We start from the raw sequence: 12,924 nt of genomic DNA, 5'->3' as shown, positions 1-12,924 counted from the left end.
CCGCGACCGCGGTGACCGGCGTGTCAAGCGTCTGCCGGCCGGCCGACGCCGGTGCTGGGATCGTGATCGAGGAGGCGCGCTGCGCCTCGGAACAGGAGACGACATGACCCAGGGACCCCGCGACTTCCACCCCACCCGCGCCGTCGTCACGGCCTCGGACTCCGGCATCGGCCGAGCCGCCGCCGTCGCCCTCGCCGAGGCCGGCATGGACGTCGGCATCACCTGGCACAGCGACGAGCAGGGCGCCCTGGAGACCGCGGAGGAGGTGCGCTCGCACGGCCGCCGCGCCGAGGTCGCCCACCTCGACGCGACCGAGCTCGATCGGGTCGGCGACGTGATCGACGACCTGGCCCAGCGCCTCGGCGGACTCGACGTCTTCGTCAACAACGCGGGCGGGGGCGGCGGCGAGCCCTTCCTCGAGCAGAGCCTGGACAGCTGGCGCGAGGTCGTCGCGCTGAACCTCGACGGAGCGTTCGTCGGCCTCCAGCGCGCCGCCCGCATCATGGTCGAGCAGGGCACCGGCGGTCGGCTGATCGGCGTCACGAGCGTGCACGAGCACCAGCCCCGCGTCGGCGCGAGCGCCTACGTCGCCGCCAAGCACGGCCTCGGCGGGCTGCTGAAGGTCGCCGCCCTCGAGCTCGGCCGCTACGGCATCACCGCCAACGCGGTGGCACCGGGTGAGATCGCGACCCCGATGAACGACGCGGAGGACGTGGATCCGCACGGCATCGACCGCCCGGGCATCCCGCTCGGCCGTCCCGGCGACGCGCGCGAGATCGCGGCCGTGATCGCCCTCCTCGCCTCGCCCGCGGGCGCCTACATCACGGGAGCGTCCTACGCCGTCGACGGCGGCATGCTGCAGATGGGGCCGCAGGCCGGCTCGCACCTGCTGCAGGACGACTGGCGGGACGCCTGACCGGCCGACCATCGCGCCCGCCCGACCGGTATTCTCGAAGAGGTGCTCCGGTGGGCGGGGCGCTCGAACCGAGGGTGCAGGTGACGCGCGTGTGGTTCCGCCGTCGACGCAGGTTCAAGATGGAGCCGTACGACCCGGACGAGAACCCGTCGCGCGAGCCCGTCTCGGTCGAGGAGGCCGCGGAGGAGGGCCTGCTGCTCGCCCAGTACGCGAGCCGGATGGCCGTGAAGAACCGCGTGCTGATGGACGGCCTGGCCGAGGGCGTCCCCTTCGACGTCCGGCACTACTCCGTCATCGCCGCCGCCGAGCTGGAGAAGCTCGCCGACGAGTCGGAGGCGGCGGCCGAGCGCCTGCGCGCCATCGCCGCGGACGCGACCCTGGTCGGCGGCCGCTCCGACCACGTGCACGACTACCGCTCCGCCGACATCGACAACCTCGACCACCGCGAGCGGCTCTCGCTCGCGGTGGCCGACTCCCTGCGCCACCGCGCGCGGGACGAGCAGTACCTGGCCTCGCTCGTCGACGACGCTCGGCAGGACGCCTGGCGCGAGCTGTCGCAGTCGATCGAGGAGACCCTCGACCGCGCGCCGCTGATCGACGCGGACGACGAGGAGTATCAGCGAGACCGCTCGGTGCGGATGTCGCTCGTCGTCGTCGACGACCTGGCGAAGCTCGCGGCCGAGCGCGGAGTCGCGCTCGAGGAGTAAGGTGCTCTCCCGCGGTCAGCTGGAGACAGCGCTCAGCGGTAGTGCATGATCAGGCCCAGCCGGCGCGGAACGACTCGGTCGCCTCGGAGGAGCGCTCGCGCACGGCCTCCAGCAGCTCGACCATCGAGGTGCTCCGCAGGAACGCGAGCCGGTCGAGCTCGGTGACCGGAGCGACACCCGCGAGCTGCCAGGCGTGCGCGGCCGGGTCCTCGGCCAGCTCGACGACGGCGCCGTAGCGCTGCTCGACGAACTCGCTCGCCACCGCCAGCGCCGTCCGCACCGCGGACTCGGCGGAGCGCAGCAGCTCCTCGTGCTCCGGCGCCCACTCGAGCGGCGCGACGGGGCGCACCTCGGCCTTCGGATACGGGTCGTCGTCGTACCAGCGGACGACCTCGAAGCGGTTCTCGCCGACGCTGTCGAGGGTGACGAACGACTCGGCGCCGTCGATGTTGAGGATGCGCGCGACCGTGCCGATCGGGAAGCGCTGGTCGCCGCCGCCGACCTCCTGCCCGCGCTCGATGAGCACGACGCCGAACGAGAGCGTGTCGTCCTCGAGCACGTCGCCGAGCATCCGCAGATACCGCGGCTCGAACAGCCGGAGCGGGAGCGGCATGTGCGGCAGCAGCACGGAGCCGAGCGGGAACATCGGGAGGTCAGGCACGAGAACAGCGAACCACGTCGTGCGGAGACCGGCCACTACGGGCTTCCGGGCGGCGGACGTGCTAGCGCCGACGCGGTCGACGCAGAAGGAACACCATCCGTTAACCAACGGGGAGGAAGATCCGCCCGTGACCGCTGAAGTGAACCTCGACCAGATCGTCTCCGAAGTGTCCGCGCGCCTGCGCACCCGCTTCCCCGACCGCCCCGCCGCCGAGGTGGAGTCGGCCGTCCAGAAGGAGCTCGACTCCCTCGCCGACCGCCCGGTCCAGGACTACCTGTCCGTCCTCACCGAGCGCGCCGCGAAGTCCCGCCTGAAGAAGTCCCGCCCGGACGCCTGACGCCCTCCACTCCGCCCACTCCGCAGAAGTCGTCGCACTCGCCGCCGGAGTACGACGACTTTCACGCAAGCGCGGCGGGACCGACGGCGAGGTCGCGTCGAGTGCGCAGAAGTGGTCGTACTCAGCGCGCGAGTACGACGACTACTGCGGAGTCGAGGCGCGGACCGGCGGCGCGACGGGGACGGGACGGAAGTAGGGCGTACGGGACTTGAACCCGTGACCGACGGATTATGAGTCCGCTGCTCTGACCGGCTGAGCTAACGCCCCGCGGCGCCCGAGGCGAGCGGGGCGGGCCGTCAGGAGGCGGCTCGGCCTGCCGGAGCGGACGCTGCGTCGGCGGCCGGATCGGCCGCCGGCTCCCCACGATACAGGCTCTCGAAAGTGCTGATCGTGCGGTTGATGTCGTGTGCGGCGACGATGCGGAGCGAGCTGCGCTTGAGGGCCTCGAGGCGCTCGGGGTCGGCCGTCAGGACGTCGGTGAGGCCGTCGGCGAGGGCCTGCGCGCTGCCGGGCTCGAAGAGGTGGCCGTTCTCGCCCTCGTGGACGAGGTGCGGGAGAGCCATCGCGTCGGCGGCGACCACGGGCAGGGCCGAGGCCATCGCCTCCATGGTGGCGATGCTCTGCAGCTCGGCGATGGAGGGCATCGCGAAGACGGTCGCCCGGCTGTACGCCTGCTTCAGCTCGGCGTCGGAGACGTAGCCGGTGAAGTGGACGCGGTCGGCGATGCCGAGGGTGGTGGCGAGCTGCTGCAGGTTGCGCATCTGGTCGCCGCCGCCGACGATCTCGAGCTGCGCGTCCAGCGAGGGGTCGAGCAGCGAGACCGCGCGGAGCAGGACGTCGATGTGCTTCTCGCCGGTGACGCGCCCCACGAAGAGGATGCGGTTGGCGGTGCGCGGGGTGAAGTCGGGCGTGTAGTTGTCGGCATCGATGCCGCAGGAGATGGCGTGCACGCCCTGCAGCCCGGTGTACTTCTCGAGGAACTGCGCGGCCTTGCGAGTCGGCGTCGTGACGGCCTCCGCGCGGCCGAAGGTGCGGCGGGCGGCCCGCCAGGCCATCGCCACGGCCTTCGCCTGGGCGGCCTTGGGCAGCAGCGTGAACTCGAGCATGTTCTCGGGCATGAAGTGGTTGGTGCCGATGATGCGGATGCCGCGCTTGGCCGCCTCCTGGCCGAGGCCGCGGCCGACGATGACGTGGGACTGGAAGTGCACGACGTCGGGCTTCACCTCATCGAGGATCCGCGCGCTGTTCTGGCGGATGCGCCACGGCATCGCGAAGCGCAGCCAGTCGTGCGGAGGCCACCGGAGGCTGAAGAGGCGGTGCACGATGATCCGCTGGCCCTCGTGGTCCTCGACGCGGGTGCCGCTCCAGCCGTCGGCGGACGGGGCGACGACGTGCACCTCGTGGCCGCGCGCCTGCAGGCCGGCGGCGAGGCGCTCGGCGAACTTGGCGGCTCCGTTGACGTCCGGCGCGAAGGTGTCGCAGCCGATCACGACGGTCAGCGGGCGGCGGGCGGCGTCCGCCGGAGCGGAGTCGCCGGTCGACGATTCGGGGCGTGACGCGTCGCGGGGATCTGACACGGAGTGGGTCCTAACGATGTCGTGTCGCTCGAGGGAGTGGAGCGATCGGCGTGGGTTCGGGCGGGTGCACGGCGTCTCGAAGCGGTCCCAGTGTAGGCGGGGAGGGCGCCGGAACCCGGGATTGCGGCGCCTCGCGTCGGGCGGCTCAGCGGGCCTGCGGGTGGTGCTTCGCGAGGAGGAAGACGCCCCAGATGGCGACCACTCCCGCCGCGATGAAGAGCGGGATCGCCCACGGCGCGGCGTACTGCGCCTCGCCGAGGACGATGATGCCGATCGCCACGGCGACCAGCGGGTCGACGACCGTCAGGCCGGCGACGACGAGGTCCGGCGGCCCGGAGGCGTAGGCGTTCTGCACGAAGTAGCCGCCGAGCGCGGTGGCGGCCAGGAGCGCCACGATGCAGACGACGGTCAGTGGGTCGAACTCGCCGAACTTGATCCGGTTGAGGACGACCTTCGCAAGGGTGGCGACGAAGCCGTAGACGACGCCGGCGCCGAGGATGTAGAAGATCGCGCGGGCCTTCTTGCGGAAGACGCGGAAGGCGATCACGAAGATCGTCATGACGACCGCGAGGATCACCAGGATCGTGATCAGCTGCGAGGTCCGGATCGACTCGTCGACCGCGTTGAAGGCGGCCACCAGCACGAAGACCCCGACGCCGCCGACGCAGAGCATGATCGCCCGGATCGAGGACGCGTTCAGCCGGACCTTGCTCACCCGGGCGTTGACGATCGCCGTGATGACGAGGGCGACGGCGCCGAGCGGCTGGACGACGATCAGCGGCGAGAAGCCGAGGCTGGTGAGCTGGAAGACGATCGCGAGCGCCAGCATCAGCGTGCCGATCACCCAGGACGGCCGCGAGAGCAGCGCGAAGAGCTGCCCGCCGCTCAGCCCGCTCGACCCGGAGCGCTTCGAGAAGCGCTCGACCTTGACGACTCCGCGGTGCTGGAACTGCGCGCCGAGGGAGAGGAAGACCGCGCCGATCAGAGCGATCGGGATGCCGATGAACTTCGCCGGGTCGTTCAGAAGGTCGGCGAGGTCAGTGGGCATGGGCACGACCCTACCCACGATCGATCCGCGCATCCTCCGACGCACGGGGGACCTCGGCTAACCAGCGGATGACGATCAGGACGGCCGCCCGCAGGGCCCGCGATACCCTGATCCTCATGGCCGTCCTCCCCATCCGCATCGCCGGCGACCCCGTCCTGCACTCCCCCGCCGCCCCCGTCACCGAGTTCGACGACGCGCTCCGCACGCTCGTCGCGGACATGTTCGAGACGATGGACACGGCGCCCGGCGTCGGACTGGCCGGACCGCAGGTCGGCGTGCCGCTGCGGCTCTTCGTCTACGACTACGAGGCCGACGACGGCACTCCCCGCCGCGGTGTCGCGATCAACCCCGAGCTCTTCGTCACGCCGACGCCGCTGGGCGAGGCCGACGAGGACACCGAGTCCGAGGGCTGCCTGTCGTTCCCGGGCGAGCGCTTCCCGCTGCGGCGCTCGGAGCGCGCGATCCTGCGCGCGGTCGACCTCGACGGCGCGCCGTTCGAGATCGAGGCGGAGGGCTGGTTCGCCCGCGTCTTCCAGCACGAGTTCGACCACCTCGACGGCGTCCTCTACACGGACCGCCTCGAGCACGAGTACGCCAAGCCCGTCGCGAAGATCACCCGCAAGCGCGGCTGGGGCGTGCCCGGCGTCTCCTGGACCCCGGGCCTCGAGCACCTCGAGGACTGAGCGTCCGAGGCACCCCGCCTCCGCTCCGATTCCGGGCCGGCGCTCCCTGGCCTAGGCCAGGTCGACGCCGTGCACGCCGTTGTGGTGGCGCACGGTCGGGAAGGACGCGGTGACGCTGCGCCCGACGCCGGGGGTGCGCTTCTCTACGACGTCGCCGCCGAAGAGGCCGGCCCGCTCGCGCAGCTCCGAGAGCGCCGGGCTGTCGATCCGGTCGGTCAGCGCATGCAGGTCGGCGTCGACGGCGCTCGCGTCGGACTCGGCGCCGGCGTGGCGCTCGCGGTCGTCGTCGACCTCGACGCGGAGGCCCGTGGCGGTCCAGCGGGAGGTGATCCGCAGCTCGGTGCCGGTGCCGCCGGACTCGAGGGCCTCGTCGAAGGCGTACTCGAGCACGCGCATCACGGCGACGTCCGCGCCGTCCTGCAGCGGGAACGGCTCGCCGAAGGTCTCCTCCTGCACGACCAGGCCGCGCTCGCGGGCGCTCTCGATGAGGGCGTCCGTCCCGCCGGTCGCGGGGAGCTCGCGCGGATCGACCGCGGCGACCGTCGCGATGCGGCGCAGCTGGGCGAGCGACGCCTCCGCGGCGCTGACGGCCCGCCCGGCGGAGCGCGAGGCGGCGGCGGGATCGCGGTCGATGGTGAGGCGCACGCTCTCGGCCTCCTCGACCACCTTCGACGCGGCGCGGACGGCGAGCTGCTCGAGCTCGCCGACGATGCGCAGCCGCGCCTCCTGCTCCCGGACGGACAGCTCGAGGGCGACGGCGCGCGCCGTCTCCTCGGCCCGGCTGTCGAGCGCGCGGCGCTCGGCGGCGGCGGAGCGGCGCCACAGGACGATCGCCCCCGCCGCGACGATCAGGGCGAGGACGAGGACGACTTCGAGCACGACGGCCTCCGGGGCATCAGGGAACGGCGCGGGGGGACGCCGGAGAGCGATGGTACCCGGGAGCGGGCGTCGGAGCCGGAGGCGCGGCGGGGGCTTGCGGTCGACTCACCCGACTCGAGTGAGCGCTCAGCCCTCGCGGCGGCTGCGCGCGACGGTGAACTTCGCGCTGCGCTCGATGATCTTGGTCGGCCCGACGGAGCGGCGCAGCTCGGCCGGGTGCGCGAGGTGCGAGTTGAAGACCGTCCACAGCTCGCCGCCGGGGCGGAGGATGCGGCCGGCGGCCGCGATCATCCGGCGCGCGACGAGGTCGGTCACCGCGCCGTCGGAGTGGAACGGCGGGTTGCAGAGCACCACGTCGACCGAGCCGTCGGCGAGCGTGGAGGCGTTGTCGTCGCGGAGCAGCCGGATGCGGTCGCCCAGGCCGTTCGCCTCGGCGGTCAGGCCGGCGGACTCGACGGCCGCGCGGGAGCTGTCGGTGGCGATCACGTCGAGGTCCGGGCGGGCGAGCGCGAGCGACGCGGCGAGCACTCCGGAGCCGCAGCCGAGGTCGACCGCGACTCCCCCGGGCAGCGCGGCCGGGTCGAGCGCGGCGAGCAGCGCCCGGGTGCCGAGGTCGAGCTTGGCGCCGGCGAAGACGCCGGGCAGTGCGACGACCTCGAGCCGGTGCTCGGCCAGACGGCGGCGCTCCGCACCGGCGGCGGGGGGCTGCTCCGCCTTCGCCTCGCTCGCGAGCAGCGCCCGCGACTTCTGCCGCGCGAGGCTGACGTCGATCCGGTCGTAGCGGCGGGCCAGCACCTCGTTCATGCCGAGCGACATGTGCTTGATCCGCCCGGCGCCGATGAGCTGCGCGGCGGGGTTCGCGAGCGCGACCTCGGCCGCGACGGCGGCCAGCGCGTCGAGCGAGCGCGGGAGGCGCAGCAGCACGATCTCGGCGCCCTCGACCGCCTGGGCGATCGAGTCGGCGATCGTGAAGAGCGCGAGCTCGATGCCGGCGGCGCGGACCGCCTCGGCGTTGGCCGCGAGGGCCCGCTCGGCGACGATCGAGTCCTGGGCGGAGGAGACCGCCACGCCGTCGGCGGCGAGGGCGAGCGTCAGCGCGCCGAAGGCGTCGCCGACGACGGCGACCCGGGAGTGCCCCGCGGCGAGGTCGAGGAGGAGGCGGTCGCTCGCGTCGACCGCGACGAGGTCGGGGGCCTCGACGTCGGGCCGGCGGCGGAGGAGGTCGAGGACGTCGTCGCGCATGGGGGCTCCGGTCGGGGTCGTGGCGGGGAGCACGGCGGACCGGTGAGCACGCAGGGAACGAGGCGCGGAGACCGGGCCCGGAGGACCGACTCGAGGGCACGAAAAAGGGCCCAGGAGTGGAGTCCCAGGCCCTTCGCTCCCCGACTTGGACTCGAACCAAGAACCTACCGGTTAACAGCCGATTGCTCTGCCAATTGAGCTATCGAGGATCATCCGCTCACCCGGAGGCGAGCAGCGCGTGACTACTTTAGCAAAGTCTGCGCGAACTCCAAATCCTGGATCAGTAGCCGAGCACCGGGTCGACGACGCCGAGCAGTTCGCGGCCCGCGGCGAAGGCGGCGACGTTGGCGCGGACCCGCTCGGCGAGCAGCGGCGTCGTCATCTCCGGGGTGTCCGCGGAGTGCGGGGTGATCAGGCAGCGCGGCTCGCTCCACAGCGGGTGCCCGTCTGGCAACGGCTCCGGGTCGGTGACGTCGAGAGCGGCTCCAGCGAGCCGTCCCTCCGCGAGGGCGGTCACGAGAGCGTCCGTGTCGACGAGACTCCCCCGGGCGACGTTGACCAGCACGGCCTCGGCCGGCAGCCGCCGCAGCAGCTCGGCGTCGACCAGCCGGGCCGTGCCGTCGGTCGCGGCGGCCGCGAGCACGAGCACGTCCGCGTCGGCGACCACGTCGGGCAGCTGCTCCGCGGGGACCGTGCGGTCGGCTCCGGGCAGGGCGGCGTCGGTCCGGCGCACCACGGTGACGTGGGCGTCGAAGACGCTGAGCAGCCGCAGCAGCTCCACGGCGATGCCGCCCGCGCCGACGACGACGACTCGCGCGCGGTGCAGCGTCCTGGCGCGCTTCGCCCCCCAGGAGTCGGCACGCGCGCGCTCGGGCAGCGAGCGCAGCAGCGCGAGGGTCAGCGCGAGAGCGTGCTCGGCGACCGGCTCGGCGTAGGCGCCCTTCGCGCTCGTCCAGCGCAGCCCTCGATGCGCGGTGCTGCGCAGCACGGGCGCGAACACGTCGACGCCCGCCCAGGGCAGCTGCACCCAGCGGAGGCCCGGGTGCTCCGCGAGGACCGCCGCGAGCTCGTCGGTGCGGCCGTAGGAGAGCCAGAGCAGCGCCTCCGCGTCCTCGACGCCGACGACGGTGCCGCCGCCGGCCTCGATCGCGTCGGTGAAGGTCTGCTTCGGCCGGGGCAGGACGGCGACGCGCGGCGCGCTCATCCGGCCTCCTCCGCGGGCGCCGTGCGCGCGGCGCGGGTGGCGTCGAAGCGCTCGAACTCGGCGAAGGCGGCGCCGAGCTCGCGGACGTACGGGTGCCGGGAGTCGTTCAGCACCTCGAGCAGCGGGCCGTAGGCGACCACCTCGCCCTCGACCAGCACGGCGATCCGGTCGGTGGCCCGGCTGAGGACGTCGATGTCGTGGCTCACGACGACCGCGGCGAAGCCCTCCTGCCGGCGCAGATCCGTCAGCAGGTCCACGATCGACTCGCGGACGGTCGCGTCGATGCCGGAGGTCGGCTCGTCCGCGATCAGCACCTTCGGGCCGAGGACGAGCGCGCGCGCGATCGCGACGCGCTGCCGCTGACCGCTGGAGAGCTCGTAGGGGAAGCGGTCGAGCAGGAACAGCGGCAGGTGCACGGAGTCGAGCAGCGTCGCCACCCGCACCGCGGCGCTCTTCGGGTCGTAGTGCCGGTCGCGGAGGAAGATCGGCTCGGCGATCAGCTCGGAGACGGTCAGCTCCGGGCGCAGCACCGCGCCGGCGTCCTGCGCGAGGTGCGCGACGTCGAAAGTGAAGCGCTTGACCTCGCGGGCGGGCATCCCGCGGAGTCGGTGGCCGGAGACGGTGGCCTCGCCGCCGATGATCACCGGCCGCGTCCGCGCCCCGGCACCGGCCGGGCCATCGAGACCCTCGCCGCCGAGGACGCGCGCCAGCGTCGACTTTCCGGAGCCGCTGCCGCCGAGGATCCCGAGCACCTCACCCGGCTCGACGCGCAGGCTGACCCCGCGCAGCGCGGTCCAGCGCCCGCTGATGCCGCGCGGCGGGTACTCGACGCTCAGGTCGTCGACGACGATGGGCGCCGAGGCGGCGGCGGCTCGGCTCACGCCTTCCGCTCCGCCTCGACGATGCTGCGCAGGAGCTCGCGGCGCTCGGCCTGCTCCCCCGGGTCCGGCACCGGCAGCGAGGCCAGCAGCCGCTGCGTGTACGGGTGCTTCGGCGCGGACAGCACCTCCTCGCCCGTGCCCTCTTCGACCAGCTCGCCGCGGTAGAGCACGGCGATCCGGTCGGCGAGCAGGTCGACGACGGCGAGGTCGTGACTGATGAAGAGCGAGGCGAAGCCGAACTCGCGCTGCAGCTCCGCGAACAGCTCGAGCACGCGCGCCTGCACCGAGACGTCGAGCGCCGAGGTCGGCTCGTCGGCGATCAGCAGCTTCGGCTCGAGGGCGAGCGAGCGCGCGAGGCTCGCGCGCTGGCGCTGGCCGCCGGAGAGCTCGTGCGGGTAGCGGTCGCCGTAGGAGCGCGGCAGCTGCACCGCCTCGAGCAGCTCGTCGACCCGCTTCCGGGCGGCACCGGCGTCGCGGGCTCGCCCGTGCACGATCAGCGGCTCGGCGACGCACTCGGCGATCGTCAGAAGCGGGTTGAAGCTCGACGCCGGGTCCTGGAAGACGAAGCCGATGTCGCCGCGGACGGGGCGGAAGGCGCGCTCGCGGATGCCGCGCATCTCCTTGCCGAGCACCCGCAGCGAGCCGCCGGTGACGGTGGTGAGTCCGGCGATCGCGCGGCCGATGGTCGTCTTGCCCGAGCCGCTCTCGCCGACCAGGCCGAGCACCTCGCCCGCGCGGATGCGGAAGGAGACGCCGTCGACGGCGACGAAGCCGGGGCGGCCGAGGCGGCCCGGGTACTGGATCCGCAGATCCTCGGCGAGGACGAGCGTCTCCGCCTCCGGGGCGCCGGCGCGCTCGATGGCGCGCTCCTTCGCCCGGGCGACGCCCTGGCCCACGTGCGGCACGGCGGCGAGGAGCTTGCGGGTGTATTCGGCTTTCGGTGCGGCGAACAGCTCGGCGACCGGCGCCTCCTCGACCAGCTCGCCCTGGTACATCACCGCGACGCGATCGGCCAGGTCGGCGACGACGCCCATGTTGTGGGTGATCAGGACGATCGAGGTGCCGAAGTCGTCGCGGCAGCGGCGGAGCAGGTCGAGGATCTCCGCCTGCACCGTCACGTCGAGGGCCGTGGTCGGCTCGTCGGCGACGATCAGCCCCGGGTCGAGCACGAGCGCCATCGCGATGACGACGCGCTGCTTCTGGCCTCCGGAGAACTGGTGCGGGTAGTAGTCGACCCGCTTCTCCGGCTCGGGGATGCCGACCGTGCGCAGGACGTCGATGGCGCGCTTCCGCGCGTCCTTGCGCGAGACGGAGGCGTGCGCGCGCAGCCCCTCCGCGATCTGCCAGCCGACGGTGAAGACCGGGTTGAGGGCGGTGCCGGGCTCCTGGAAGACCATCGCGACGTCGGTGCCGCGGAGCTCGCGCAGGCGCGACTTCGGCACCGAGACGACGTCGGTCGACGAGCTGCCGTCCTTCTTCGAGAGCAGGATGACGCCGGACGCCGTCGCCGTCTCGGGCAGCAGCCCGAGGATGGTCTTGGCGGTCACGGTCTTGCCGCTGCCGGACTCGCCGACGATGGCGAGCACCTCGCCGCGCTCGACGCGGAGGCTGACGCCGGCCACCGCGCGAACGGCGCCGCGATCGCTCGCGAAGGCGACCTCGAGGTCCTGGATGTCGACGATCGGGCGGGAGCCCGCGTCGGCGGGACGGCTGTCGGCGGGACGCTGGACGCTCATCGGGTCTTCTCCACTCCGGCGACGGGATCATGTCCCGGCGTCTCCAGGCCGTCCGCGGGGAGCGCACCGCCCGGGACGACGGACGTCGCGGCGACGTCGCCGGAACCGGCGGCCACCGCGCGCCGGCCGCGCAGGCGCGGGTCGGCGAGGTCGTTGAGGCTCTCGCCGACCAGCGTGATGCCGAGCACGACGAGGACGATGGCCAGGCCCGGGAAGACCGAGGTCCACCAGATGCCGCTGGTCACGTCGGACAGCGCCTTGTTGAGGTCGTAGCCCCACTCGGCGGCCGAGGTCGGCTCGATGCCGAAGCCGAGGAAGCCCAGGCCCGCGAGGGTGAGGATCGCCTCGGACGAGTTCAGCGTGAAGATCAGCGGCAGGGTGCGCGTGGCGTTGCGCAGCACGTGCTTGAACATGATCCGCGGGGTCGACGCTCCGATGACCTTCGCCGACTCGACGAAGGCGTCGCCCTTGATCCGGACCGTCTCGGCGCGGATCACCCGGAAGTACTGCGGGATGTAGACGACCGTGATCGAGACCGCGGCGGCGAAGATGCCCGACCAGAGGTTCGACTGCCCGCCGGAGATCACGATCGACATCACGATCGCGAGCAGCAGGGTCGGGAAGGCGTAGATCGCGTCGCAGATCACGACGAGCACGCGGTCGAGCCAGCCGCCGAGGTAGCCCGAGACGAGACCGAGGAAGACGCCGAGGAAGATCGACAGCACGACGGCGACCACGATGACGAGGAACGCCGTCTGGGCGCCCCAGATCACGCGCGAGAGCACGTCGTAGCCGCCGACGGTGGTGCCGAGCAGGTGCTCGGCACTCGGCGGCTGCTGCGCGCCGAACGACTCGGTGCCGGTGCGCAGCTGTGAGTAGCCGTAGGGGGCGATCAGCGGGGCGAGGGCCGCGACGAGGAGGAACGCGCCGGTGATCACGAGACCGGTGACGAGCATCCCGCGCTGCAGGCCCACGCTCTGCCGGAGCTGGTGGACGACCGGCAGCCGGTCGACGAGGCGGCGGCGCGGGCGCGCCGGAGTGGTGGTGCTCATG

The 12,924-nt window shown here is 73.0% G+C and carries 13 protein-coding genes and 2 tRNA genes; 4 read left to right on the top strand and 11 right to left on the bottom strand.

Annotated features, from left to right (window positions below; genetic code table 11):
• Positions 1–103: 103 nt before the first annotated feature.
• Both MT355_RS07540 and MT355_RS07535 read left to right on the top strand, forming a co-directional pair.
• Entirely contained in the window at positions 104–916 is an 813-nt protein-coding gene (locus tag MT355_RS07540; protein WP_243599066.1) for an SDR family oxidoreductase, read from the top strand.
• Positions 917–1,035: 119 nt separating this feature from the next.
• Positions 1,036–1,623, top strand: a complete 588-nt coding sequence (locus MT355_RS07535; RefSeq protein WP_243599065.1) for a hypothetical protein — start codon at positions 1,036–1,038, stop codon at positions 1,621–1,623.
• Between the two features lie 49 nt (positions 1,624–1,672).
• Here the strand turns inward: MT355_RS07535 and MT355_RS07530 are convergent, their stop codons facing one another.
• On the bottom strand, positions 1,673–2,284 hold the full coding sequence (locus tag MT355_RS07530) for an LON peptidase substrate-binding domain-containing protein (RefSeq protein WP_243599064.1): 612 nt from the start codon (positions 2,282–2,284) through the stop codon (positions 1,673–1,675).
• 127 nt (positions 2,285–2,411) lie between these two features.
• On the opposite strand from MT355_RS07530, the gene MT355_RS07525 reads away from it, so the two are divergent.
• A complete protein-coding gene (locus MT355_RS07525; RefSeq protein ID WP_132437785.1) occupies positions 2,412–2,621 on the top strand; it encodes a three-helix bundle dimerization domain-containing protein in 210 nt (69 codons plus the stop codon).
• Positions 2,622–2,814: 193 nt separating this feature from the next.
• Here MT355_RS07525 and MT355_RS07520 read toward each other — a convergent pair.
• The 3 genes from MT355_RS07520 to MT355_RS07510 form a co-directional block, all read right to left on the bottom strand.
• Positions 2,815–2,888: transfer RNA gene (locus MT355_RS07520), tRNA-Ile, on the bottom strand.
• 29 nt (positions 2,889–2,917) lie between these two features.
• Positions 2,918–4,198, bottom strand: coding sequence for a glycosyltransferase (locus MT355_RS07515; protein WP_374204644.1), 1,281 nt, complete (start codon positions 4,196–4,198; stop codon positions 2,918–2,920).
• 145 nt (positions 4,199–4,343) lie between these two features.
• Positions 4,344–5,246: a DMT family transporter gene (locus MT355_RS07510; RefSeq protein WP_123445647.1), complete on the bottom strand. Its 903-nt coding sequence runs from the start codon at positions 5,244–5,246 to the stop codon at positions 4,344–4,346.
• A 116-nt stretch (positions 5,247–5,362) separates the two neighbouring features.
• Between MT355_RS07510 and def the strand changes: the two genes are divergently transcribed.
• A complete protein-coding gene (gene def / locus MT355_RS07505) occupies positions 5,363–5,929 on the top strand; it encodes a peptide deformylase (protein WP_243599063.1) in 567 nt (188 codons plus the stop codon).
• Between the two features lie 51 nt (positions 5,930–5,980).
• Here def and MT355_RS07500 read toward each other — a convergent pair whose 3' ends face one another.
• The 7 genes from MT355_RS07500 to MT355_RS07470 all read right to left on the bottom strand — a co-directional run bounded on the left by MT355_RS07500 (position 5,981) and on the right by MT355_RS07470 (position 12,923).
• Positions 5,981–6,808: a hypothetical protein gene (locus MT355_RS07500; protein ID WP_243586603.1), complete on the bottom strand. Its 828-nt coding sequence runs from the start codon at positions 6,806–6,808 to the stop codon at positions 5,981–5,983.
• A gap of 126 nt (positions 6,809–6,934) precedes the next feature.
• Positions 6,935–8,050, bottom strand: a complete 1,116-nt coding sequence (locus MT355_RS07495) for a class I SAM-dependent methyltransferase (RefSeq protein ID WP_243599062.1) — start codon at positions 8,048–8,050, stop codon at positions 6,935–6,937.
• Positions 8,051–8,186: 136 nt separating this feature from the next.
• Positions 8,187–8,259 (bottom strand) — tRNA-Asn (locus MT355_RS07490).
• Between the two features lie 71 nt (positions 8,260–8,330).
• Positions 8,331–9,254 (bottom strand): D-isomer specific 2-hydroxyacid dehydrogenase family protein, encoded by a 924-nt coding sequence (locus MT355_RS07485; RefSeq protein ID WP_243599061.1) that lies wholly within the window; start codon positions 9,252–9,254, stop codon positions 8,331–8,333.
• Positions 9,251–10,135, bottom strand: a complete 885-nt coding sequence (locus MT355_RS07480; protein ID WP_243599060.1) for an ATP-binding cassette domain-containing protein — start codon at positions 10,133–10,135, stop codon at positions 9,251–9,253. The genes MT355_RS07485 and MT355_RS07480 overlap by 4 nt, the downstream gene beginning before the upstream one ends.
• Entirely contained in the window at positions 10,132–11,871 is a 1,740-nt protein-coding gene (locus MT355_RS07475; protein WP_123735468.1) for an ABC transporter ATP-binding protein, read from the bottom strand. The genes MT355_RS07480 and MT355_RS07475 overlap by 4 nt, the downstream gene beginning before the upstream one ends.
• Positions 11,868–12,923 carry an ABC transporter permease gene (locus tag MT355_RS07470; RefSeq protein WP_123732121.1) on the bottom strand — a complete coding sequence of 352 codons (1,056 nt, stop codon included), beginning with the start codon at positions 12,921–12,923 and terminating at the stop codon, positions 11,868–11,870. The genes MT355_RS07475 and MT355_RS07470 overlap by 4 nt, the downstream gene beginning before the upstream one ends.
• Position 12,924: the final 1 nt, after the last annotated feature.

Source organism: Rathayibacter sp. VKM Ac-2929 (assembly GCF_022815495.1).
In the GTDB taxonomy this organism is placed as follows: domain Bacteria; phylum Actinomycetota; class Actinomycetes; order Actinomycetales; family Microbacteriaceae; genus Rathayibacter; species Rathayibacter festucae.
The sequence above is the reverse complement of the archived record's forward strand: the minus strand, read 5'-3'. Positions and strand labels throughout refer to the sequence as shown.

Excerpts from the sequence above, each read along its gene's own strand:
- MT355_RS07495 (WP_243599062.1), bottom strand. The coding sequence starts at position 8,050 with ATGCGCGACGACGTCCTCGACCTCCTCCGCCGCCGGCCCGACGTCGAG.
- MT355_RS07475 (WP_123735468.1), bottom strand. The coding sequence starts at position 11,871 with ATGAGCGTCCAGCGTCCCGCCGACAGCCGTCCCGCCGACGCGGGCTCC.
- MT355_RS07535 (WP_243599065.1), top strand. The coding sequence starts at position 1,036 with ATGGAGCCGTACGACCCGGACGAGAACCCGTCGCGCGAGCCCGTCTCG.
- MT355_RS07485 (WP_243599061.1), bottom strand. The coding sequence starts at position 9,254 with ATGAGCGCGCCGCGCGTCGCCGTCCTGCCCCGGCCGAAGCAGACCTTC.
- MT355_RS07510 (WP_123445647.1), bottom strand. The coding sequence starts at position 5,246 with ATGCCCACTGACCTCGCCGACCTTCTGAACGACCCGGCGAAGTTCATC.
- MT355_RS07470 (WP_123732121.1), bottom strand. The coding sequence starts at position 12,923 with ATGAGCACCACCACTCCGGCGCGCCCGCGCCGCCGCCTCGTCGACCGG.
- MT355_RS07540 (WP_243599066.1), top strand. The coding sequence starts at position 104 with ATGACCCAGGGACCCCGCGACTTCCACCCCACCCGCGCCGTCGTCACG.
- def (WP_243599063.1), top strand. The coding sequence starts at position 5,363 with ATGGCCGTCCTCCCCATCCGCATCGCCGGCGACCCCGTCCTGCACTCC.